Genomic DNA, 22,856 nt, shown 5'->3' on the forward strand with positions numbered 1-22,856 from the left:
ATTCGCGGTGGATTATCGACGTTCAGGTATGACGAAATGATGACTACGCATAATTCGCCCGAGCGCACTGTGCGTTACACCACACTTGACGTTCGCGCTGCGTTGCGCATTGTCCGGCCACGGCGTGGCGCTCAGTCGGGCTCGGCGGGGTCGTCGAGAAAGAGCACCATGAGTTCGTCGTCGGCGTACTCGCCGTCGATGCACAGGCCGCGGGGCTCGACCCCGTAGCGCACGAAGCCGCACGCGCGGTAGAGTGCCTGGGCACGGGGGTTCAGCACGCTCACCACCAGTTGCACCTGGAGAAGGCCTAGCGCGCGGGCATGAGCGATGGCTCCTTCCAGCAATTGCCTGGCGATGCCGGCGCCTCGCCACGCGGGATCGACAAACACGCCCCAAATGAGCCCCTTGTGCGCGAGCTTGCGGCGCGGCTCGCGCATGAGGCCGGTGATGCCGACGAGCGTGTCGCCCACGAATGCGCCGAATACGACCTGGTTCTCCGTGGCGCGCACCCGGGCCCGGCTCTCTTCGGGCGTGCGCTTCGATTCCTCTTCATAGGTCGGGACGATGCCGGCAGGATAATTTTCGGTCGCGTACAAACGCATGGCATGAAACGCCTCGGCGTCCTGCTCGGTCAACGGGCGAATCGTTGCATTCGTTGCGTTTGTTGCGTTTGTTGCATGCGTTGGCTTCGTTTCGTTCATGTGCAGTGCCTGGCAATGGAAAGGGAATCACCCGCGCGAATCGAACAAGCCTATCACGTCCCCCCTGCCTGCTCGCGTTACGCTAATATGGACCACCTGCGTCGCTCGATGCACGCAGCATCACTCCGAGGTCTCCCATGCCGCAAGCCACGACGTCCGACGCACAACCCTACTTTTGGCGCGACGCTGACCTGCCGTTCATCGAGGTGCGCGCCATCGCCGACGGCCGCAAGGTCCGCTACGGCCGCCACGCACACAGCACGTTCTCGATCGGCGCGGTCACGGGCGGGCGCAGCACCTACCTGAACGGGAGCACGCTCTCGCATATCAGCGCGGGCGCGGTGGTGGTCATCAACCCGGAAGCCGTGCACGCCTGCAACCCGGCCGCGGACGAGCCCTGGGCCTACCGCATGTTCTATCTCGACACCGCGTGGCTCGCGAATCTGCAACACGACCTGGGCTTTGGCGCGCACGAGGGCTTTCGCCCGTTCGAACAGACCTTGAGCTGGGAGCGCGATTTGTTCGACGGGCTCAACGCGCTCTACGCGTTGCTCGTCGACACAAATGAGTCGGCATTGCGCAAGGAATGCGCCGCCGTCGCCTATTTCTCGAGGCTCCAGCAGTCCCTGAATCCTGCGCCGGTCAGCGCACGCGAACCGAACGAGCGCCTCGCGCGCGCGGCCGAATTCATCGACGGCAACTACACGCGCACGCTCAAGCTCGAAGAGATCTGCGCCGCCGCCGATCTTTCGCCTTCGTACCTCATTCGCGCATTTCGCGAGCAATATGGCATGACGCCGCACGCGTATGTCGTGAACCGCCGGATCGAGTTCAGCCGCGCACAACTGCGTCGCGGGCACGCCATTGCCGATGTGGCGGCGCAAGCGGGTTTCGCCGATCAAGCACATCTGCAGCGCGCGTTCCGCCAGTTCGTTGCCGCGACGCCTGGCCAGTATCGCGGCTAACGGAGCCGTCGCGCGTTCAGGCGAGCACCAGCCAGACCGCACTGCCCGCCAGCAACAACGCCATCGCGCGATTCACGAAACGCACGCGTGCGGGTTCGCGCAAGGCCTGGCGCAGCGACGCGCCCGCCCACGCCCAGCACGCAATCGACACGTAGCACACCACGAAATAGATCGCGGCGAACTGCCAGACGAGCGCATTCTCGCCGGATGCCGCATATAAGCCCATGCCCGCCACCGAGGCGAGCCACGCCTTGGGATTGAGCCATTGCATCGTGGCGCCCACCATCAGCGAGGGACCGCGCGCCGCGTTCGGAGAGTCGATGCGGCCATCGTCGGTGGCGAGCCGGTAGGCGACGTACAGCAGGAAAGCCACGCCCGCCCATTCGAGCGCGCGCGTGAGAAACGGCAGGCGCGCGAGCAGTTCCTGCATGCCGAGACCGATCAGCAGCAGCAACAATGTGAAGCCCACGGTCGCGCCCGTGACGTGGCGCAGGCTCGCGCGCAGCCCGTAGCGCGCGCCCGCACTCAACGCGACGATATTGACGGGTCCGGGGGTAATGGAAGTGGCCAGCGCGAAGGCGGCCATCGACAAGGCAGTGCTCACGGTTTTCCTCGCTACGCTCAGGGGCGATCAACATGCGTCGAGGGTAGACGCGCGCGCCGCCCGCGTATTGAAGAAAATTGCCCTGCCCGCGAGCGCGGCACCGCGCGGAACTCGCGCTATCATTGCGCCGCACCGACGACTCCCATTCCGGAACTGCAACGTGAAAAAGATCCTCATCATCGGCATCGGCGCGGGCGATCCGAAGTACCTGACCGTGCAGGCCATCGAAGCGCTCAACGCGGCCGACGTGTTCTTCGTGATGGACAAGGGCGCGGCCAAGGACAAGCTCGTCGCGCTGCGCAAGGAAATCTGCGCCCGCTTCATCCAGGACCACGACTATCGCATCGTGGAAGCCACGAGCCCCGAGCGGCGCCGCGACGAAGGTCTCGACTACAAGGCCGCCGTGGACGAGCTCAACCGCGACAAGCAGCGCGTATTCGAGCGCCTGATCGAAGAGGAATTGACCGACGTCCAATGCGGCGCGTTTCTCGTCTGGGGCGACCCGTCGCTCTACGACAGCACGATCCGCATTCTCGATTCGATCCTGGCCGATGGCCGGCTCGCGTTCGACTTCGAGGTGATTCCCGGCATCAGCAGCGTGCAGGCGCTCGCGGCGAAGCATCGCGTGCCGCTCAACTTCATCGGCAAACCGGTGAGCATCACGACGGGAAGGCGGCTCGCGGAGGGCGGTTTTCCGCAGGACGTGGACAGCGCGGTGGTCATGCTCGACGCGCAGAACGCGTACGCGCAGCTCGCGGGCGAAGCACTCGATATCTACTGGGGCGCCTATGTCGGCACCCCCGACGAGATCCTGATGGCGGGCCGGCTCGAAGACGTGAAAGACGAGATCGTCCGCGTTCGCGCCGAGGCGCGCGAAGCGAACGGATGGATCATGGACACCTATCTGCTGCGCAAGCGCGGCGTGAAAGACTGAAACAGAAGGGGCGCGAACCTCGGCGTTCGCGCCCGTTGCCGGGTTCACACGTCGAGGCTTACGCCAGCCCGACGCATACCGCCACGATAATCGAGCCGAACAACAGCACGGCGCCCACCGTCTTGCGCCTGTTCAGCTCCGTCCACAGCAGCACGCCCGTGAGCGAAAGCAGAATGAGCGCCCCGGCGAAGCTGTCGATGAACAGCACCCAGCCGACGCTCATCCCCGTACCCTTGTGCAGGTTCGTGATCGTCGAGACGAGCGAGTTGTCGTTGCGCTTGAGCGTGAGCTTGTCGTTACCCACCCAGTACTCGACCATCACGCTCTCGCCGGGCGACGTGAACATCATCTGCCAATGCTCGGGCTGCACGACCTCGCGGTCGCCCCAGGCCACGTTGTGCTCGGGCTCCTTCTGCACGCGGCCCATGCGCGCGGGCAACTTGAGATCCGGTTGCGAGCGCAGCCATTTCACCATCTCACGCGGCGTTTCGGGCGCGGGGTCGGGCACGGCGATCTGCACCGTCGAGACTTGCGGCGCGCCCGGCGAAATGCGCAGCGGTTCGGCGCGATGGTTGAGCACGAATCCCGTTGCGCCGAACAGCAGGCCGAGCGCCGCACCCCACAGGCCTACCCAGCCGTGCAGCTTGCGCAGCCACTTGATGAAGGTCGCACGGCGCGAACGCTTTGCGCGTTCGTCGCGCTGTTCGGCGTCGAGATACGTGCGCGGCGTTGCCGGCGCGTCGATCTCGGCGGTATCGGAAAAGCTCATGTTTCACTCCAGAGTCGCAAAAGATTGTGGTAGCAGCCCACGAGGCTGCGCCGCGCCTGGGCGTCGGCGTCGCTTGCGTTCAGGCGCTGGATGGCGGTGTCCATGTCGAAGAGCAGCGCGCGCTTCGTGTCGTCGCGCACGAGGCTCTGCACCCAGAAAAAACTCGCCACACGCGCGCCGCGCGTGACCGGCGTGACCTGGTGCAGGCTCGTGGCCGGATAGACGATCATGTCGCCCGCCGGCAGCTTGACCTCCTGCACCCCGTAGGTGTCTTCGACCACGAGTTCGCCGCCGTCGTATTCGTCGGGCGACGAGAGAAAGAGCGTGCAGGAAACGTCGGTGCGCAGCTTCACGCCGTTGGGCAGCACACGCACTGCGCCATCCACGTGGCTGCCGAACGTCATGCCGCCTTCATAGCGGTTGAAGAGCGGCAGATACACCTGGTTGGGCAGCGCCGCGCTGATGAAAAGCGGATTGCGCTCGATGGCCGCGAGCACCATGTCGCCGAGCTCGCGTGCGATGGGCGTGTGCTCGGCGATCTGCACATTGCGCTTCACGGGCGCACCCGACCAGCCGGCCGTTGCGCGGCCGTCCACCCAGGCGTCGCCCGCGTTGTCGAGCCGCGCGCGCAGAGTGCGCACCTGCTCGGGCGTCAATACGTTGGGGACGTGAACCAGCATCGTCAATTCCTTCGTTGTGCCGCATAAGCGGCAAGGCGGCCGCGTTCATGTGCATGCGCGCCGTTGCGCAAAAAGCCCGCATTATGCGGGCTTCGCGCGACGGCACGCAAAAACGCTCGGCGCACACGTAACACTCGGGTGTCAGAACCGGTAATCGGCCGTCGCGAGGAACGTGCGACCGATACCCGGCACCGACCGCCCACCGTCCGACTGGATGAGGGCGTCGTAGTAGAACTTGTTGGTCAGATTCAGCAGATTGAGCCGCACGTCCCACTTCTTTTCGTGGTACGCGGCCGTTGCATCCCAGCGCGTGTAGCCGCCGGTTTCCACATAATTCGTGTTCGCTGCGTAACGCGCCGACATATAGGTCGGCCCGCCGCCAATCTCCCAATGCGGCGTGAATGCGTACGTGGTCCACAGCGTGAAGGTATTGCGCGGCGTATTCGCCGGCGTGTTGCCCTGGGTGCCGTCGAGCGCCTTGAGGACCACGCCGTCCATGTAGGTGTAGCCTGCGAACATCTGCCACTTGTTCGTAATGTGACCCGTCGCGCCCGCCTGGAAGCCGCGCACGCGAATATCGCCTTCGAGCGTGTACTCGCCCGTCGAAGTCTGCGTGCGCGCGTTGTCCATCTCCTGCTGGAAGAAGGCGGACGTCACCGAAAGATTGCCGCCCAGCAGGTCCCACTTCGCGCCGACTTCATACGACTTCGTATGTTCGGGCGAGAGGTTTTGCGTGTTGTTCGTGACCGTGAGCGCTTCGAGCGACGGATCGAACGAGGTGCCGTACGAGAAGTAGTACGACTGCCAGTCGGTCGGCTGATAGATCGCCCCCGCGCGCACGCTCGTGAACGTGTTGGTCTGATCCGCGTAGGCCGGCGCGCTGATCGTGTTGGCGATATGCGCCTGGAAGCGATCCCAACGCACGCCGCCGATGAGCTTCCAGTGCTCGCCGATCGACATGGTCTCGTTGAAGTAGGCCGCGAACGTGTTTGCGCCCGACTCCGCGTGATTGCCGACCGTCGTCGTGACGTTCGATGGCGTCGAGATATAGACGGGGTTGAGCAGCGACAGAATCGGCAGGTTGTTACGCGTATAGGCCTGATTCGTGTAGCTGTCGTGGCCCACCTCGATGCCCGCGAGCATCTCGTGCTTCAGAAAGCTCGTGGTGAACTTGTATTGCGCCATCGTATCGTTGTAGATCGAGTGGTTCTCGATCACGCGATCGTGGCTCGCGAGCTTGATGTAGAGATCTTCGAGCGGCAGGTTCGTGAAGTTGCCGTTCTTGAGCGCCGTGCTCGAAGCAAGCGGGCCCGTCAGCACCGCGCCGGGCGCGGTCTCGCGCGCGTCCGTGAGCGAGTGCGAGAACTGCGTCTGGTTGGTGAGCTTGAACTGGTCGTTGAAACGGTGCTCCACGCGCGCCTGCACCGTCTGCACGTCCTGGATCGTGCGGTCGTCGGTCAGGCCGTAGAACGTGCTCTTCGAAGGGGCGAATGGACGGCCGTTGACCGCCTGCACGCCGTAGTCCGGCATGTCGTAGTTGTGCTGGATAAGCGCCGAGATCGTGACCTCGGTCGGCGTGCCGATGCCGAAGCGCAACTCGGGCGCGAAACCGTAGTCCTTGTTTTTCATCACGTCGCGCGTCGAACCCATCGACTGGCCGAACGCATTCAGACGAAAGGCGGCGTGATCGCCGAGCGGACGGTTCACATCGAGCGTCGCACGATAACGGTCGTCGGTGCCGATCGTGGTCGACACTTCGGTGAGCGGCTTGAGGTTCGCCTGCTTCGTGACCTGATTGATGACGCCGCCCGTGGAGCCGCGGCCGAACAGCATCGACGAGGGGCCGTAGAGCACTTCGATCGATTCGAGGTCGAAGGTGTCGCGGTAGTACTGGTTGCGGTCGCGAAAGCCGTCGAGGTAGATGTCGTTTTGCGCCGTGAAGCCGCGCAGGTTGATGTTGTTGCCGATCTGGCCGCCTTCCGCTCCGCCGATGGTGATGCCGGGCGCGTTGCGCAGCGCGTCCTGGAACGACGTGGCGCCCTGCGACTGCATCACGGCCTTGTTGATCACCGTGACCGACTGCGGAATGTCGCGCAGCGCGGTGGGCGTCTTCGCGCCGACGGTCGAGCGATCCGCCTGGAAGTCCCGGGCATCGCTTTGGGCGGATACGGCGATCGTGGGCAGCGTGGTGGTGTTCGTGGCGCTTGCCGCCGTAGCGGCGGCAGGCTCGCTTTGGGCGAGTGCAGACGAAGCGAAAGGCACAGCAAAGGTCAGCGCGAGCGCACTCGCGAGCGGCGTCCGGTTCAACATGAGGTCCCTGTACACGGCGTATGACCCGGCCGTGCGACACGCGGATAGCTGGCGTGGACGACACGGGTCGATTGGCTGGCTGGGCCGCCCCGAAAGGACCGAGGGAAACGACGCTAGGCTGGCTGGTCTTGTTGTTTGGCCGCGGAAATGTCCACGGTAATGAGAATCGATATCATTCCATATCTTGCATATTCTTTCAAATGGAATTGGCGTTTTAGCGACACCGTTTTAGCGACACCATTGGTGACATCAAGGTAAATGTAATTTTACGAATGACGAAAGAATGGGCACGCCGATGAATCGTCTGATTAAAACCTGTGCGCGCGGCACATATCATCTGCATGCCGAAATAAATTCAAAGCGTTGCTCCAGGCTAACTGCGCTCATTCGCGCAATTGCTGCGCGAGGGCGCCAATCGCCCCGTCGAGCGTAGCGGTGCTGCGCCGGAGAATACCGATCGGCTCCGCGCCGCAATACGCGCGTGCTTTACTCGGTTGCGGGGGATGTGGAAGCGACCGAAGAATGGCAGGAAGGGGAAGCGAAATAAGCGCGCGTTGCGTGGCGGCCGCGCGCTTGCGCGCTTGCGGCCGCCACATTGAAAACCTGCGATCAGTCGAGCGCCCGATCATTCGGATGCGCAAACAGCGCCCGATTCTCGTTGGACAGGGGATAGTTCAGGTTCATCCCCTTGGGCGGCACGGGCTGCGTAAACCACTTCGTGTACAGCCGCTGCGCTTCACCCGAAGTCTGCATGCGAGCGATCACGCCGTCGGCCAGTTTCTTGAAGACGGGATCGTCCTTGCGCACCATGCAGCCATAAACCTCCGAGAGCGGCGGCGTGCCGGTGATCACGTAGTCCTGCTGGTCCGCTTCCTTGGCCCGCGCCCCGTACAACAGCGGCTCGTCCATGACGAACGCGACCGCGCGCCCCGTCTTCACGTTGAGAAACGACTCCGCGTGGTCCTTGGCGGCGATGAGTTGCATGCCCATCTTCTTGTCGTTGTTCATCTCGCGCAGCAGCCGGTCCTCCGACGTGCCCGCCGTGGTCACCACCGTCTTGCCTGCGAGATCGGGGAAATCCTTGATGCCGGAATCCTTTTTCGCAATCAGGCGCACGCCATACTGAAAGAAGCTGTTCGTAAAGGCGACCTGGTTGTCGCGATCCTTCGTGTGCGTGGTCGAACCGCACTCGATATCGATCGTGCCGTTCTGCACGAGCGTGATGCGGTTCTGCGAAGTGATCGGAATTTCCTTGACCGTGAGCTTGTCGAGCTTCAGCTCCTTTTTCACCTCGTCGACGATCTTCAGCGCGATGTCCTGCGCATAGCCGATCGTGTGTTGCTCGCTGTCGTAGTAGGAGAACGGCACTGACGATTCCCGCACGCCCAGGGAAATCACGCCTGTATCGCGGATTTTTTTGAGGGTAGCGCTCGTGGCGTCCTGCGCCTGAGCCGGTGCGAGATACGTGCATCCCATGACGACGGCTGCGAGCGTTGTAACTTTTTTCATTGAGTCTCCTCCGGATGGTCCGTCGGCGCTTCGTGCGCCGCACTCGAGTATTCATGCCTTGCAGCGAGGCGGCAATTGAAATCGGTTACGTCGACATAACTCAAGGTTAAGTCGCCGGTGAAGGCGCGCCGTTCGAAGCGCCGCCGTCGAGGCCGGTTTCGTTGGCAACACGAACCGTTCCGCGCGCCATGACTTGTCCACACATTTTGTTGGCAGCCCTGTGCGTAACCGTTGGAAGACCGCATCAAGTCCTTGATGCGTTTCGGTTAACCCATGGCGTTCCCAATCGCGGCAACAGCGTCTCGCAGCGCCTCGAAACTCACCCGTCTTTTCCACAGATTTTGTTGGCAGCCCTGTGCACAACTTCTGGACAGCGAACCTAAGTCCCTGATCGCAAACGTCAATGCGCCAAGCGACAGAGAAGTTGCACGTTTTGGAGGCATTGGACTTGTCCACAGTTAACGGGGAAAAGTCTGTGCATACAGCCCCCAACATCCGCGCCAATCCATTGATAGCACAACGGATTTTCTCGCTGCCCGCGGATCGGCTCAGACCTGCCTCACGCGTGCATACCCCTAAAGTTTGTAAGGGAAATGCCGTTAAGCCTCGCTGTGTTGTTGGGTCTCAAGCGGCCCCATCGAAGGAATCTCATGCGCAACAATCAACCCGTCACGCAACAGGAATTCGACTATCCCGCTTCGCAGATGCTCGTCTCGGCCACCGACCTCAAGGGCCGCATTCAGTACTGCAATCCTGCGTTCGTCGCGGTGTCGGGCTTCACGAAAGAAGAGCTGATCGGCAAGGCACATAACATCATTCGTCATCCCGACATGCCGGCCGAAGCGTTCGCCGACTTGTGGGAGACCGTTCGCGATGGCCGTCCCTGGACCGGGATCGTCAAGAACCGCCGCAAGTCCGGCGACCACTACTGGGTGCGCGCGAACGTAACGCCAGTCTCCGAGCAGGGCACGGTGGTCGGCTATCTGAGCGTGCGCGTGAAGCCCACGCGCGAAGAAATCCGCACGGCCGAAGCCTTCTACGCGCAAATGCGCGAGGGCCGTCTGCAAGGCGTGCGGCTGCGCCACGGCTCGGTGGTGCGCACGGGACTCGTGGGCGCGCTGCAGTCGCTGCTGCGCGTGCCGATCGCCACGCGTATCGCCTTCGGCTATGGCGCCGTGCCCGCCGTGTTCGCCGCGGCCGGCTTCGCCGCCTGGCAGGGCCTGCCGCCGCTGCCGTTCTGGGGTGCATTCGGCGCGGCCTGCGTGTGTGCGCTCGGCGCCTGGCGTCTGACCACGCGCCACCTCGGCGCACCGCTCGCGCAGATGACCACGGCCTCCACGCGCATGGCCGCGGGCGACCTCACGGCCACGCTCGCGGTCGCGACCAACGACGATCTCGGCGACGTGCTCCAGGCGCTCAACCAGTTGCAAGCCAATCTCACGGCGATCGTGTTCGACGTGCGCTCGCAGATCGACGGCATGCTCGACGCTGCGCACGAAATCTCGAGCGGCAATCTCGATCTCTCGCGCCGCACTGAAATGCAGGCCGCATCGCTCGAAGAAACCGCCGCCACGATGGATCAGCTCACGACCACCGTGCAGGCCAACGCCGAAGCCAGCGCCCGCGCGCTCGATCTCGCGCGCGACGCGCAATCCGCCGCGGCCGAGGGCGGCTCGATCGCCGCGCAGATGGAGCGCACGATGACGGGCATCACCGACGCGTCGCGCCGGATCAGCGACATCACCGGCGTGATCGACGGCATCGCGTTCCAGACCAACATCCTCGCGCTCAACGCTGCCGTCGAAGCCGCGCGCGCCGGCGAGGCCGGCCGCTCGTTCGCCGTGGTGGCGGGCGAGGTGCGCATGCTCGCGCAGCGCTGCGCGGCGTCGGCAAGAGAGATCAAGCAGGTCGTGGACGCCAGCGTCAACGAGATCGCCGAGGGCACGCGCCTCGTCGGCAACACGACCGCGCAGATGCGCTCGATCGACGAAGCCGTGAGCCGTGTCTCGTCGATCATCACCGAGGTCGCGAACGCGAGCGGCGAGCAGGCCGAAGGCATCCGCCAGGTCAATCAGGCCGTCGCGCATCTGGACAGCGCCACGCAGCAGAACGCCGCGCTCGTCGAGCAGGCCGCCGCCACGGCGCAGCGGCTCGCCGAGCAGGCCGACGTGCTCGACGAGGCCGTGCGCCTCTTTACCGTGGCGGGCGCCGAGGCGGCCACGCGCGCGAAGCCCGCCCGCCCCCCGGCGCGCCGCCGGAGCGTCAATCTTGCCGAAGCGGCCGAGGAGATCGCAGCATAACGACCGGCTCGCGCGCCTCGCCGCAAACGCAGCCGGGAGGCTTCGTCTATTGGTCTGAGAGATCGGCGTTAGTCCCATCTCGACAGTGCGGCGCGCGGGCGGCACCATGAAAACCGTCAGCAAGCCGTACCCCGGTTTGCTGATCCGAGTAACAACGGCGTTTCAACGGCTCGCCCGGCCTGCCCGGGTGGGCCGTTTTTTCTGCTGCGCCCGCCTGGCGCCTGGCATCGCTTTGCTTCGCAACCATGACAGCGGTGCAACGCGCAACGCATTTCGCATGGCCCGTTGCAGGGCGCGCAAAAACGGGCGTTGCCGCGGCGAGTCGCGTTACACTGGCTGGCCAGGGTCGCGGCACAGCGATCTCGCTGTGTGTGTCTGCGCTCACTTGCATAAACACGCCGCGCAGCCGACCCCGTACAATGGCTCGACCACCCAACGCACGAGGACAACATCAATGCGCACGACCGGGTCTTCCGGAAACATGACCCTGCTCACCGAGCATGACGACGCGACCGGACGCGAACTGCGTTCACTGCGCCTCGAATCGGCGGCCGACGGCAAAAGCCTCTTGCTGGTCGAAGTCGACGAGCGCAAGCCGGGCATCCATCGCGAAGTGCGTTACGAAATCACGCCGGCCGAGCTGATCGCGGCCATTCGCGCACAAGGCGCCGAGCTGCCCGGGGAATCACACACGCGTTAAGCGCACGGAAACTGCCGGCACGAACGCGGCACGCGCAGTCTCGTGTGCCGCGTTCTGTCGCTTTCCACTCATCGCGCGCATCTCGCGAACACCTCGCGTTTCTCTCGTTTCAATCCGGCGCTTTTTTCACATGCCTGTCCCACTCGGCAGGCATTCTCACGCGCGTACAGGGGGGTCGCTTGCACGCCTTCGAAATGCGTCCATAATCTTTACGTTACCCTCCTATCTTTCCCGTTCCTCGCCTGACGGCGCAACGGAAGTAAGCCGATGCTACATGACCTCGTCGCGCAATACGGGCCTGCGCTGGTGTTCATCAATGTGCTCGCCGGATCGCTTGGGCTGCCCGTGCCCGCGATGCCCGCGCTCGTGTTGTTCGGCGCGATGGCGGCCATGCATCCCGGTTCGATCGGCCAGCAGGTCGCGCCGGTGCTCGGGCTCGCCATCTTCGCCATGCTGATTGGCGACAGCGTGTGGTTCATGGCCGGGCGCCTCTACGGCGGCAACACGCTCAAGACGCTCTGCAAGCTCTCGCTCTCGCGCGACACCTGCGTGAAAAAAACCGAGCGCTTTTTTGGCCGCTGGGGCGTGCGCGTGCTCGCCGTCGCCAAGTTCGTGCCGGGGCTGTCGCTCGTGTCCGTGCCGATGGCCGGCGCGATGGGCGTGCCCTACCGCCAGTTCGTCGGCTTCGACGGCATCGGCGCGGCGCTGTGGTCCGGCACCGGCCTGCTCGTCGGCGTGATGTTCGCGCCGCAGATCGACATGCTGATGAGCGGCGCGAGCCGGCTTGGCCGCTTCGCCCTCGTCGTGGTGGCCGTGCTGCTCGTGCTCTACGCGACCTACCGCTGGCAGCGCCGCCGCCAGCTCATCAAAAAGCTCGCGAACGCGCGCATCACGGTGGAAGATCTTTACCGCGCGATGGGCGCCAAGCCGCCGCCGGTCGTGTTCGACATTCGTTCAGAAGAAAAGCGCAAGCTCGATCCGTACATCATCCCCGGTGCGTTGTTCGCCGACGAGCGCAAGCTCGACGAGATCGTCGGCAAGTACCCGAACGACCAGAAGCTCGTGATCTACTGCTCGTGCCCCAATGAAATTTCCGCGGCCTGGATGGCGAAGAAGCTCGCCGAGGCCGGCTTTACCGACGTGGTGCCGCTACTGGGCGGTCTCGATGCGTGGCGCGACGCCGGCCGCACGCTCGAGTCGCTCCAGCTGCACGCCCACGCCGACGTCCCGGTCAACATCACGCCTAAAGCTGTCTGATCCGGGCGGCCCGCTCCCGAGCCGCCCGCACGAGGAGAACCGCCAGATGGGCACGATCACCGAAGCCGAGGTTCCGGAATCTGCGGAACTTCCTTCCGCGAGCCGCCACTCCGACACGCAGCCGCAACCCGCCGAAGCGCCGTTCTCGACGCTCTCCACGCGGCGCCATCAGATGTTCCCCCAGCTCACCGACGACGAAATCGCGCGCCTCGCGCGCTTCGGCGAAGAGCGCCACTGGTCGGCAGGGGAGTTGCTCTTTCGCACGGGCGAAACCGGCCCCGGCATGTTCGTGCTGCTCTCCGGTTCGGCGAAAGTGTCCCAGCGCGACGGGCTGGGCCGCGAGCGGCTCATCGTCGAGCATGGGCGCGGGCATTTTCTCGCCGAAGTGGGCCAGCTTTCGGGCGGCCCGGCGCTCGTGGACGGCACGGCGCTCGAACCTGTCGATGCGATCCTGATTCCGCCCGAGCGGCTGCGCGCGGCCATCGTCGCCGAAGCCGAACTCGGCGAGCGCATCGTGCGCGCGCTGATCCTGCGCCGCGTCTCGCTGATCGAAAAGGGCGCGGGCGGCCCGATTCTCGTGGGCAAGCACGACGATCCCACGCTCGTTGCGCTGCAAGGCTTCCTTTCGCGCAACGGCCATCCGTATTCCGTGCTCGACGAGCGCGACGAAGGCATGCTTTGCGGCGTGATCGAGCGCTTCGCCGCGCGCTGCGAGGACCTGCCGCTCGTGATCTGCCCCGATGGCTCGGTGCTGCGCCGTCCCAGCGCGCCCGAACTGGCCACGTCCCTCGGCATCCTGCCCGAACTGGACGGCGAGCGCGTCTACGACGTCGCCGTGGTGGGCGCCGGACCGGCCGGTCTCGCCACGGCGGTCTATGCCGCTTCCGAAGGCCTTTCGGTGATCGTGCTCGACTCGCGCGCGCCCGGCGGCCAGGCGGGCGCCAGCTCGCGCATCGAAAACTATCTGGGCTTTCCCACCGGCATCTCCGGCCAGGCGCTCGCGGGCCGCGCGTTCGTGCAGGCGCAGAAGTTCGGCGCGCACGTGGCCATTCCGGTCTCGGTGCGCAAGCTGATCTGCGATGAGGAACCGCGCCGCCTCGAAACCTGTAGCGGCGACGTGCGCGCGCATACGGTCGTGATCGCGAGCGGGGCCGTGTATCGCAAGCCCGCGATCGAGGGCATCGATCGCTACACGGGGCGCGGCATTTACTACTGGGCCTCGCCGGTCGAGGCGAAGCTTTGCAAGCACGAGAACATCGTGCTCGTGGGTGGCGGCAATTCGGCGGGCCAGGCGATCGTCTATCTCTCCACGCACGCGCGCCAGATCGACGTGCTGATCCGCAAGGCCGGTTTCGAATCGACGATGTCGCGCTATCTGATCGACCGGATCGCCTCGCTCTCGAATGTGCGCGTGCATGGGCACAGCGAGATCGGCGGCCTCGACGAAGACACGAGCGGCCTCGCCGCGGTGCGCCTGAAGATGCCGTGCCCGGAGGGCGTCGACCATTTCGATTCGCGCCATCTGTTCCTCTTCACGGGCGCGGACCCGAACACCGGCTGGCTGCGGGAATGCGGCGTGGAGCTCGACCCGCACGGCTTCGTGCTGACCGGCGACAACGAGTCGTGCAGCCTCGCGACTTCGGTGGAAGGCGTCTACGCGATCGGCGACGCGCGCGCGGGCTCGACCAAGCGCGTGGCCGCGGCGGTGGGCGAAGGCGCGGCCGTGGTCGCGCAGATCCACCAACGGCTCGCGGCGCTGCGGCCGGTGACGGTGGTCGCGGGCGTCCATGCGTGAGCGCGCTGCGGAGGTTGCAGAAGCGCCCACGCTTGCCGAAGCCGGTTCCTCGCTAGTGCTGCCGCTCGCGGCGGCCCGCACGCTGCACCTCGCGGCGCAGGGGCTGCTTGCGCCGCCGCGCCGCAAGGCGACCCAGGACGACGTGCTCGACGCGATCCGCCGCATGGCGCAGTTGCAGATCGACACGATCCACGTGGTCGCGCGCAGTCCCTATTTCGTGCTGTTCAGCCGCATCGGCGCGTTCGAGCCGGCGTGGCTCGACGCGCACCTCGCGCAAGGGCGCCTGTTCGAATACTGGGCGCACGAGGCCTGCTTCCTGCCCATCGAGGACTACGGGCTGCTGCGCCATCGAATGCTCGATCCTTCCGGCATGGGCTGGAAATACGCAGCCGAGTGGCATGACCAATACCGCGACGAGATCGACGCCCTGCTCGAGCGCATTCGCGCCGGGGGCGCCGTGCGTTCCGCCGACTTCGCGCGCGCCGAAGGCGCCAAAGGCAGCGGCTGGTGGGACTGGAAGCCGGAGAAGCGGCATCTGGAAGTGCTGTTCGCAACCGGCGCGCTGATGGTGGCCCAGCGGCACAACTTCCAGCGCGTGTACGACGTGGCCGAGCGCGTGCTGCCGCACTGGAACGACGCGCGCGACCTGCCGCCACGCGCCGACGCGGAACGCGAGCTGCTGCTGCGCTCCTGCCGCGCGCTCGGCGTGATCCGCGCGGACTGGGCCGCCGACTACTTCCGCCTGCCGCGCCGCCCGTATGCCGATGCCCTGCACGCACTCGCCGACGCGGGCGAGCTGCTGCCCGTGCGCGTGGAAGGCTGGAAGCACGACGCGTTCGTGCATCGCGAGCACGCGGCGCTCATCGACGAAGCGGCGAGCGGCAAGCTCGCCTCCACGGTCACGACCCTGCTCTCGCCCTTCGATCCGGTGGTGTGGGATCGCAAGCGCGCGCTCGCGCTATTCGATTTCGATTACGCCATGGAATGCTATGTACCGGCCGCGAAGCGCAAGTACGGTTACTTCGTACTACCGATCTTGAATCGCGGGCGATTGATCGGGCGCATCGACGCGAAGGCGCATCGGGGGCAGCAGGTGTTCGAGGTGAAGTCGCTGCATCTGGAGCCCGGCGTGCGCGCGAGCGGCCGTCTGGTTGCCGACTTGCGCCGCGCGCTGCAGCGTTGCGCGGACTGGCACGGCACGCCGGAGCTGCGCATCGGCGCCGCGCCGGACGGCCTCGCGGCCGCCCTGCTGGCTGCGTGAGCGTGCGGCTGCCGACCCGCCAGAGCCGCCGCACGCGTTAAGAACGATTAGTGCTCCAGCTTGGCGCGCAGCTCGCGCGCGGCTTCGAGCAACCCTTCGTAGCCCGAACGCGCGTGTTGCGGCAGGTCGGGGTCGCCCACCAGCGCGCCCAGCGTTTCGACGAGGCTGAAGACGAGGCCCTTGGCCGCGCCCGCCGCGATCTTGCCGGACTTCACGCCTTCGTCGACGTGACTGAAGGCGGCGTTCAGACTCTCCAGATCCGGTTGCGATGAACCGGCGCCAGGCTTTTGAGCGTCCTGCTTTTGCTTGTCGTCGCTCGTCATGATGAAGTCGATCTCCCTTGGTGAGCAGTAGTCAAAAGAATCCCGCACTTTTCAATGTTATATACCCATCGGGTGCGGGCGTCCATTCGAGGCCCGGCGGCGCGAGGGCCGACGGCAGGCGCACTCCCGAATCTTCTCACCTTTGCCGCGTACACGCCGAGGCGGCGAGCGCGACGGCTTGTCGCTTCGTCACGCCAGGCGATTAAAAAATGCCTTGAAATCAGGGCTAAGGTGGGTTTCGCACGATAGATCGGCAGGTGCCTCGCATCGTTTCTCACGAGCGCCGATGGCGCGTTCCGGCCTCTCCCGCAAACGCTCACCTTTGTGCTTCGAAGCGTGGATTCACGCCGCTTCGAGTGCGTCCGCCGATCGGTTCGCGCTCACCGCATCACGCGCCGGATTGGCGTTTCGCCCTTGTTTTCAAGGTACTTTTGCTCGTGACGGCGCAACCCGCGCGCTCGCACCGTTCCGTTCAAGGTGCGTGACCAGGTGCCAACCTGCTCACTCCCGAAAAGCCTCACCTCTCGCGCAAACGTCCATGTGGGCCGCCGATACGAAGTCTGAACGATGCCGCGCGTTGCGGTATCGTACGTGGATGTCTGCAGATGCCATTACGAGGAATCACACGATGAGCTACGCCACGCACGCGCCCGCCCGCAACGAAATCGACTCGCTGAGCGGGGCCGCCGTCGTCGAATTCGGCACCGACTGGTGCGGCTATTGCCAGGGCGCGCAACCGCTGATCGGCGCGGCGTTCGAGCGCAATCCGCAGGTGCGTCGCCTGAAAGTGGAAGACGGACCGGGCCGCGCGCTCGGCCGCTCGTTTCGCGTGAAGCTCTGGCCCACGCTCATTTTCCTGCGCGACGGCGTGGAGGTCGCGCGTGTCGTGCGTCCGCAAAACGCCGCCGAACTCGACGAGGCGTTCGCTTCGCTCGCGTAGTCGCGCGCGGCCCTCCTACGCGGTCCGAACGATCTGCGCGGACCGCTCCCGAAAAGCCTCACCTTTGCCCGCGAGCGCGCCCGAAGGCGCGCGCCGCGCTCACGCCTCCAGGCCAGCGAGCAGATCGTCGATCGCGCGATACACACGCTCGACCACCTCCGGCCCCACCTCCGCTTCCAGCGCCTTGTAGCGCGCCTCCAGTTCCTTCGAAATCGCTTTCACGAGCTGATGGCTCTTCTTCGTGAGCGAGACGAGCACGCGCCGCTGGTCGTCGGCGAAACGCTCCTTCGTCACGAGCCCAAGCGTTTCCATACGCGCGAGCACGCCCGCCATGCTCGGGCTGGATATCGTGCAGAGGTCGGAAATCTGCCGCGGCTCGAGCGGTCCGCTTTCGTTGAGCGCGCGGATCACGCGCCACTGCTGCTCGGTGAGACCGTGCGCCGTGATGAGCGGGCGAAAGCGTTCCATCATCTTTTCGCGCGCGCGCAGCAGCAGCATGGGCAGATTGCGGTGCGCAACGCGAGTGGTCGGACGCGAAGTATCGGACATGGCGGTTTCAGCTAAACGAGGAATTCGAGGACAGGCCCTGGGGGAAACCCGAAAAATTCTCATCGACGATTGACGACGGATGATAGCAAGCGCACTATCACTCACATATTAGTGTTTCCGTGAAGCCCATCCAAGCCATGTTTTCCGTTGCCGATCATCTGCTGCACGTCGAAGGCGAGGCCTTGCCGCGCGACGTCAGCGCCGCCGCCATGCGCAAGCTGCTCGCCACGGGCACGCGTTGCCGGGCGCCGGTGAGCGGCGCTGTCTACGGCACGCTGCTCAACGACCGTCACGCGCTCGAAGCGCTGGGCGACGCCGTGAACGCGCCCCCTTACAAGGCGCCGCCGCGCGCGCCCATCCTCTACCTGAAGCCGCGCAACACGCTCGCGGGCCACCGCACGCGCGTGGCCGTGCCGGGCAGCGAGGGCGTCCAGGTGGGCGCGTCGCTCGGCGTCGTGATCGGGCGCACCGCCGCGCGCGTCGCCGCACACGAAGCGTTCGATTACATCGCGGGGTATACGCTCGTGGCCGATCTGAGCGTGCCGCACGCGAGCGTCTACCGCCCCTCGGTGCGGTTTCGCGCGCGCGACAGCTTCTGCGTCATCGGCCCCGCCGTGGTCGCGCGCCGGCATGTGGCCGATCCCGACGAGCTTGCCATTGCGGTGAATGTCGAAGGCGGCGCGGCCTTCCGTGCGACAACGGCTACGAACGTTCGCGGCGTCGCCCAGTTGCTCGCCGATGTCACCGACTTCATGACGCTCGCCCCCGGCGACGTCATCACGCTCGGCGTGCCGCATGGCGCACCCGTGGTGCAGGCCGGTGCGCGTGCAGCGATCTCCATTGGAGACTGGGCGCCACTCGAAATCGAATTCGTCGCGGCAGGTGAAGCGCAAGGAGTACAAGCATGACGCGCGGACGCGTAGCCTACGCAGGCGCCATCCACGAAGCCACGCCCGAGGGAAATCGCGTGCGGCTCGCCGACGGCCGCCTGCGCGAGGAGCGCGAAGTCGTCTGGCTCGCGCCGTTCGAGCCCGGCACGATCTTCGCACTCGGGCTCAATTACGCCGAGCACGCCAAAGAACTGCAGTTCTCGAAGCAGGAAGAGCCGCTCGTGTTCCTCAAGGGGCCGGGCAGCGTGATCGGCCATCGCGGCACCACGCGCCGCCCCGCCGACGTCACCTTCATGCATTACGAGTGCGAGCTTGCCGTCGTGATCGGCCGCACCGCGCAGCACGTGAAGCGCGAGGACGCCATGCAGTACGTGGCCGGCTACACGATCGCGAACGACTACGCGATCCGCGACTATCTGGAGAACTACTACCGCCCGAATCTGCGCGTGAAGAACCGCGACGGCGGCACCGTGCTCGGCCCCTGGTTCGTCGACGCCGCCGACGTTGCCGACGTCAACGCACTCGGCCTGCGCACTTACGTGAACGGCGAACTCAAACAGAACGGCAACACGCGCGATTTCGTCACCGGCATCGCGGAACTCATCGAATATTTGAGCGGCTTCATGACGCTCGCCCCCGGCGACGTCATCCTGACCGGCACGCCCGAAGGCGTCGTCAACGTGAATGCGGGCGACGAAGTGGTGTGCGAGATCGACGGTCTGGGCCGTCTCGTCAACACCATCGCGAGCGACGCCGACTACGGGCGCTGATCCGCCAACAAATCGAACACGGACTACGTTAGACATGCGAATCGACCATCTGATCAACGGCCGCGCGCACAGCGGGCGCGACTACTTCGAGACCGTGAATCCGGCCAACCAGGACGTGCTCGCGGAAGTGGCGCGCGGCGGCGCGGAGGAAGTCGATCTCGCGGTGCGCGCCGCGAAAGACGCCTTTCCCGCCTGGGCGGCCACGGCCGCCGCGGAGCGCGCGAAGGCGATTCGCAAGCTCGGCGAGCTGATCGCGAAGCATGTGCCCGAAATCGCGCAGACCGAAACGAAGGACACGGGCCAGACCATTTCGCAAACCGGCAAGCAACTCGTGCCGCGCGCCGCCGACAACTTCAGCTACTTCGCCGAAGTCTGCACCGCCGTGGACGGCCACACCTACCCCACGTCCACGCATCTGAACTACACGCTGTTTCATCCCGTGGGCGTGTGCGCGCTCATCTCGCCCTGGAACGTGCCGTTCATGACCGCCACGTGGAAGGTCGCACCCTGCCTCGCGTTCGGCAATACCGCGGTGCTGAAGATGAGCGAGCTGTCGCCGCTCACGGCCTCGATGCTCGGCCAGTTCGCGCTCGATGCCGGCATTCCGGCGGGCGTGCTCAATGTCGTGCACGGCTATGGCAAGGAAGCGGGCGAGCCGCTCGTCGCGCACCCCGACGTGCGCGCGGTTTCGTTCACGGGCTCGACGGCCACGGGCAACCGCATCGTGCAGGCTGCGGGCCTCAAGAAGTTCTCGATGGAGCTGGGCGGCAAATCGCCGTTCGTGATCTTCGACGACGCCGATTTCGAGCGCGCCCTCGACGCCGCCGTGTTCATGATCTTCTCGAACAACGGCGAGCGCTGCACGGCCGGCTCGCGCATTCTCGTGCAGCGTTCGATCTACGCGAAGTTCGCCGAACGCTTCGTCGAGCGTGCGAAGCGCATCAGCGTGGGCGATCCGCTCGACGAGAAAACCATCGTCGGCCCGATGATCAGCCAGGGCCATCTCGCGAAAGTACGCAGCTATATCGAACTCGGCCCGAAGGAAGGCGCGACGCTCGCGTGTGGCGGCCTCGACGCGCCGGCGCTGCCCGACGCGGTGAAGAACGGAAACTTCGTTCAGCCGACCGTGTTCGTCGATGTCGATAACCGCATGCGCATTGCGCAGGAAGAAATCTTCGGCCCGGTGGCGTGCCTGATTCCCTTCGACGACGAGGCGCACGCGATCCGCCTGGCCAACGACATCGCCTATGGTCTGTCCAGCTACGTGTGGACCGAGAACACCGGCCGCGCGCTGCGCGTGGCCGCCGCCGTCGAAGCGGGCATGTGCTTCGTGAACAGCCAGAACGTGCGCGACCTGCGCCAGCCGTTCGGCGGCACGAAGGCTTCGGGCGTGGGCCGCGAAGGCGGCACGTGGAGCTACGAAGTGTTCCTCGAGCCGAAGAACGTGTGTGTTTCGCTCGGCTCGCATCACATTCCGCACTGGGGCGTGTAATGGGCAAACTTGCGCTGGCAGCCAAGGTCACGCACGTGCCTTCGCTGTACCTCTCCGAACTGGACGGTCCCCACAAGGGCTGCCGCCAGGCGGCCATCGACGGCCATCACGAGATCGGCCGCCGCTGCCGCGAGCTGGGCGTCGATACGATCGTCGTGTTCGATGTGCACTGGCTCGTGAACAGCGAGTATCACATCAACTGTGCGCCGCGCTTCGAAGGCGTCTACACGAGCAACGAGCTGCCGCACTTCATCAAGAACATGCCGTATGCGTATCCCGGCAATCCGCAGCTTGGCCAGCTGATTGCCGATGTCGCGAACGAAATGGGCGTCAAGACGCGCGCCCATAGCGAAACGACGCTCGACCTCGAATACGGCACGCTCGTCCCCATGCGCTACATGAACGGCGACGAACATTTCCGCACGGTTTCGGTCGCGGGCTGGTGCATGTGGCACGACCTCGCCACCAGCGCGCGCTTCGGCCTCGCCGTGCGACGCGCGATCGAAGAGCGCTACGACGGCACGGTGGCGATACTCGCGAGCGGATCGCTCAGCCACCACTTCGCCAACAACGGCACGGCCGAAGCCTTCATGCACAAGGTCTGGGACCCGTTTCTCGAAGCGACCGATCGCAACGTCGTGGCGATGTGGGAGCGCGGCGACTGGAAAACCTTTTGCGCCATGCTGCCGATGTACAACGAAAAGTGCTGGGGCGAAGGCGGCATGCACGACACCGCCATGCTGCTCGGCGCGCTGGGGTGGGACCGCTACGAAGGCCGCGCGGAAGTCGTCACGCCGTATTTCGGCAGTTCCGGCACCGGGCAGATCAACGCCATCCTGCCGGTCACGCCGCTGCCGGTCTAAGCGGCTTAAGCACGGGAGAACGCCATGCCCCATCTCACCCTCGAATACAGCGCGAATCTCGCGGACGCGAGCAGCATGGGTCAGCTATGCGAATCGCTTGCCCACGTGCTCGATGCGCAACGCGATGAAAGCGGCGCACGCGTCTATCCACGCGGCGGCATTCGCACGCGCGCGCTGCGCTGCGAACAGTACTTCGTGGCCGACGGCGATCCCGGCAACGCCTTCCTGCACGGCTGCCTGAAAATCGGCGCGGGCCGCTCCCAGGCCGTGCGCCGGGCGACGGGCGAGGCGCTCTTCGAGGCGATCAAGCAGCACTTCGCCCAAGCCTTCGCGTCGCACGGCCTCGCGCTCTCGCTCGAAATCGTCGAGTTCAGCGAAGAAGGCGCGTGGAAGCACAACAACCTGCACGCCCGGCTCAAAAACGTGAGTTCATGATGCTAGATCAGCAAACCATCTGCGAGCTGGCTGCACGGCTCGACGAAGCGGAACGCACGCGCACTCAGCTGCGGCATTTCTCGCGGTCGCATCCGGAGATGACGATCGACGACGGCTACGCGATCCAGCGCGAGTGGGTCAAGCTCAAGCTCGCCGCGGGCCACACGATCAAGGGCCGCAAGATTGGCCTCACGTCGCGCGCCATGCAGCGCGCGTCGCAGATCGACGAGCCCGACTACGCGCCGCTGCTCGACAGCATGTTCATCCCCGCAGGCAGCGAGATTCGCGCGGACCGCTTCATCGCGCCGCGTGTGGAAGTGGAACTGGCGTTCGTGCTGAACCGGCCGCTGCAAGGGCCCGACGTCACGCTCTTCGACGTGCTCGACGCCACGGCCTACGTGACGCCGGCCATCGAAATCATCGACGCGCGCATCGAGCAGTTCGACCGCGAAAGCAAAGCGCCGCGCAAGGTGTTCGACACGATTTCCGACTTCGCCGCCAACGCGGGCGTCGTGCTGGGCGGCCGCCCGGTGAAGCCGCTCGACGTGGACCTGCGCTGGGTCGGCGCGCTGCTCTACAGGAACGGCGCCGTGGAGGAAAGCGGCCTGGCCGCCGCGGTGCTCAACCATCCGGCGACCGGCGTTGCGTGGCTCGCCAACAAGATCGCGCGGCACGACGAGCGCCTCGAAGCCGGCGACGTGATCCTGAGCGGCTCGTTCACGGCCCCGGTTCCGGCGCGCGCGGGCGATACGTTCCATGCCGATTACGGCCCGCTGGGCGGCATCGGCTTCCATTTCATCTGATCAGGA

General features: G+C 65.4%; 22 protein-coding genes. 14 read left to right on the forward strand and 8 right to left on the reverse strand.

The genetic code is table 11. The annotated features are described in order from the left end of the window. Positions 1-131: 131 nt before the first annotated feature. The gene (locus tag AB4Y42_RS33645; RefSeq protein WP_368696545.1) at positions 132-701 is read right to left on the reverse strand and encodes an N-acetyltransferase family protein; all 570 of its coding nucleotides are present in this window, start codon (positions 699-701) and stop codon (positions 132-134) included. Positions 702-838: 137 nt separating this feature from the next. Here AB4Y42_RS33645 and AB4Y42_RS33650 point away from each other — a divergent pair, with 137 nt between their 5' ends. Next, on the forward strand, positions 839-1,666 hold the full coding sequence (locus tag AB4Y42_RS33650; RefSeq protein WP_368696546.1) for an AraC family transcriptional regulator: 828 nt from the start codon (positions 839-841) through the stop codon (positions 1,664-1,666). Positions 1,667-1,682: 16 nt separating this feature from the next. Here AB4Y42_RS33650 and AB4Y42_RS33655 read toward each other — a convergent pair whose 3' ends face one another. Continuing rightward, positions 1,683-2,270 carry a LysE family translocator gene (locus AB4Y42_RS33655; protein ID WP_368696547.1) on the reverse strand — a complete coding sequence of 196 codons (588 nt, stop codon included), beginning with the start codon at positions 2,268-2,270 and terminating at the stop codon, positions 1,683-1,685. Positions 2,271-2,430: 160 nt separating this feature from the next. Here AB4Y42_RS33655 and cobF point away from each other — a divergent pair, with 160 nt between their 5' ends. Beyond that, positions 2,431-3,204 (forward strand): precorrin-6A synthase (deacetylating), encoded by a 774-nt coding sequence (gene cobF, locus AB4Y42_RS33660; RefSeq protein ID WP_368689175.1) that lies wholly within the window; start codon positions 2,431-2,433, stop codon positions 3,202-3,204. Positions 3,205-3,262: 58 nt separating this feature from the next. Here the strand turns inward: cobF and AB4Y42_RS33665 are convergent, their stop codons facing one another. The 4 genes from AB4Y42_RS33665 to AB4Y42_RS33680 form a co-directional block, all read right to left on the reverse strand. Then, positions 3,263-3,973, reverse strand: a complete 711-nt coding sequence (locus AB4Y42_RS33665) for a PepSY-associated TM helix domain-containing protein (protein WP_368696548.1) — start codon at positions 3,971-3,973, stop codon at positions 3,263-3,265. Beyond that, positions 3,970-4,653: a Fe2+-dependent dioxygenase gene (locus AB4Y42_RS33670; RefSeq protein WP_368696549.1), complete on the reverse strand. Its 684-nt coding sequence runs from the start codon at positions 4,651-4,653 to the stop codon at positions 3,970-3,972. The genes AB4Y42_RS33665 and AB4Y42_RS33670 overlap by 4 nt, the downstream gene beginning before the upstream one ends. Positions 4,654-4,794: 141 nt before the next feature. After that, positions 4,795-6,963: a TonB-dependent receptor gene (locus tag AB4Y42_RS33675; RefSeq protein ID WP_368696550.1), complete on the reverse strand. Its 2,169-nt coding sequence runs from the start codon at positions 6,961-6,963 to the stop codon at positions 4,795-4,797. A 609-nt stretch (positions 6,964-7,572) separates the two neighbouring features. Then, positions 7,573-8,472, reverse strand: coding sequence for a glutamate/aspartate ABC transporter substrate-binding protein (locus AB4Y42_RS33680; RefSeq protein WP_368689171.1), 900 nt, complete (start codon positions 8,470-8,472; stop codon positions 7,573-7,575). 650 nt (positions 8,473-9,122) lie between these two features. Here AB4Y42_RS33680 and AB4Y42_RS33685 point away from each other — a divergent pair. The 5 genes from AB4Y42_RS33685 to AB4Y42_RS33705 all read left to right on the forward strand — a co-directional run bounded on the left by AB4Y42_RS33685 (position 9,123) and on the right by AB4Y42_RS33705 (position 15,785). Then, positions 9,123-10,772 (forward strand): methyl-accepting chemotaxis protein, encoded by a 1,650-nt coding sequence (locus AB4Y42_RS33685; protein ID WP_368696551.1) that lies wholly within the window; start codon positions 9,123-9,125, stop codon positions 10,770-10,772. Positions 10,773-11,226: 454 nt separating this feature from the next. Then, the gene (locus tag AB4Y42_RS33690) at positions 11,227-11,472 is read left to right on the forward strand and encodes a hypothetical protein (protein WP_028207914.1); all 246 of its coding nucleotides are present in this window, start codon (positions 11,227-11,229) and stop codon (positions 11,470-11,472) included. 267 nt (positions 11,473-11,739) lie between these two features. Continuing rightward, positions 11,740-12,729 carry a DedA family protein/thiosulfate sulfurtransferase GlpE gene (locus AB4Y42_RS33695; protein ID WP_368689169.1) on the forward strand — a complete coding sequence of 330 codons (990 nt, stop codon included), beginning with the start codon at positions 11,740-11,742 and terminating at the stop codon, positions 12,727-12,729. A 46-nt stretch (positions 12,730-12,775) separates the two neighbouring features. Further along, positions 12,776-14,524, forward strand: a complete 1,749-nt coding sequence (locus tag AB4Y42_RS33700) for an FAD-dependent oxidoreductase (RefSeq protein ID WP_368696552.1) — start codon at positions 12,776-12,778, stop codon at positions 14,522-14,524. Beyond that, the gene (locus tag AB4Y42_RS33705; protein ID WP_368696553.1) at positions 14,517-15,785 is read left to right on the forward strand and encodes a winged helix-turn-helix domain-containing protein; all 1,269 of its coding nucleotides are present in this window, start codon (positions 14,517-14,519) and stop codon (positions 15,783-15,785) included. The genes AB4Y42_RS33700 and AB4Y42_RS33705 overlap by 8 nt, the downstream gene beginning before the upstream one ends. A gap of 47 nt (positions 15,786-15,832) precedes the next feature. On the opposite strand, the gene AB4Y42_RS33710 is transcribed toward AB4Y42_RS33705, so the two are convergent. Next, positions 15,833-16,108, reverse strand: coding sequence for a hypothetical protein (locus AB4Y42_RS33710; RefSeq protein WP_028207911.1), 276 nt, complete (start codon positions 16,106-16,108; stop codon positions 15,833-15,835). Between the two features lie 628 nt (positions 16,109-16,736). Between AB4Y42_RS33710 and AB4Y42_RS33715 the strand changes: the two genes are divergently transcribed. Beyond that, positions 16,737-17,048, forward strand: coding sequence for a thioredoxin family protein (locus AB4Y42_RS33715; RefSeq protein ID WP_368696554.1), 312 nt, complete (start codon positions 16,737-16,739; stop codon positions 17,046-17,048). A gap of 99 nt (positions 17,049-17,147) precedes the next feature. Here the strand turns inward: AB4Y42_RS33715 and hpaR are convergent, their stop codons facing one another. Next, entirely contained in the window at positions 17,148-17,546 is a 399-nt protein-coding gene (gene hpaR, locus AB4Y42_RS33720) for a homoprotocatechuate degradation operon regulator HpaR (RefSeq protein WP_368689335.1), read from the reverse strand. A gap of 188 nt (positions 17,547-17,734) precedes the next feature. On the opposite strand from hpaR, the gene AB4Y42_RS33725 reads away from it, so the two are divergent. Genes AB4Y42_RS33725 through hpaH form a run of 6 tightly spaced genes read left to right on the forward strand, consistent with a single transcriptional unit; the run spans position 17,735 to position 22,850 of the window. After that, positions 17,735-18,505 carry a fumarylacetoacetate hydrolase family protein gene (locus AB4Y42_RS33725; protein WP_368696612.1) on the forward strand — a complete coding sequence of 257 codons (771 nt, stop codon included), beginning with the start codon at positions 17,735-17,737 and terminating at the stop codon, positions 18,503-18,505. After that, positions 18,502-19,257, forward strand: coding sequence for a fumarylacetoacetate hydrolase family protein (locus AB4Y42_RS33730; RefSeq protein ID WP_368696555.1), 756 nt, complete (start codon positions 18,502-18,504; stop codon positions 19,255-19,257). Before AB4Y42_RS33725 ends, AB4Y42_RS33730 begins: the two co-directional genes overlap by 4 nt. Before the next feature lie 34 nt (positions 19,258-19,291). Further along, positions 19,292-20,749, forward strand: coding sequence for a 5-carboxymethyl-2-hydroxymuconate semialdehyde dehydrogenase (hpaE, locus tag AB4Y42_RS33735; protein ID WP_368696556.1), 1,458 nt, complete (start codon positions 19,292-19,294; stop codon positions 20,747-20,749). Then, positions 20,749-21,612: a 3,4-dihydroxyphenylacetate 2,3-dioxygenase gene (gene hpaD / locus AB4Y42_RS33740; RefSeq protein WP_368696557.1), complete on the forward strand. Its 864-nt coding sequence runs from the start codon at positions 20,749-20,751 to the stop codon at positions 21,610-21,612. Before hpaE ends, hpaD begins: the two co-directional genes overlap by 1 nt. A 24-nt stretch (positions 21,613-21,636) precedes the next feature. After that, a complete protein-coding gene (locus tag AB4Y42_RS33745; protein WP_368689162.1) occupies positions 21,637-22,047 on the forward strand; it encodes a 5-carboxymethyl-2-hydroxymuconate Delta-isomerase in 411 nt (136 codons plus the stop codon). Then, on the forward strand, positions 22,047-22,850 hold the full coding sequence (hpaH, locus tag AB4Y42_RS33750; RefSeq protein ID WP_368696613.1) for a 2-oxo-hept-4-ene-1,7-dioate hydratase: 804 nt from the start codon (positions 22,047-22,049) through the stop codon (positions 22,848-22,850). Before AB4Y42_RS33745 ends, hpaH begins: the two co-directional genes overlap by 1 nt. Positions 22,851-22,856: the final 6 nt, after the last annotated feature.

Origin of the sequence: Paraburkholderia sp. EG286B (genome assembly GCF_040965655.1) — a bacterium.
Classification (GTDB): domain Bacteria; phylum Pseudomonadota; class Gammaproteobacteria; order Burkholderiales; family Burkholderiaceae; genus Paraburkholderia.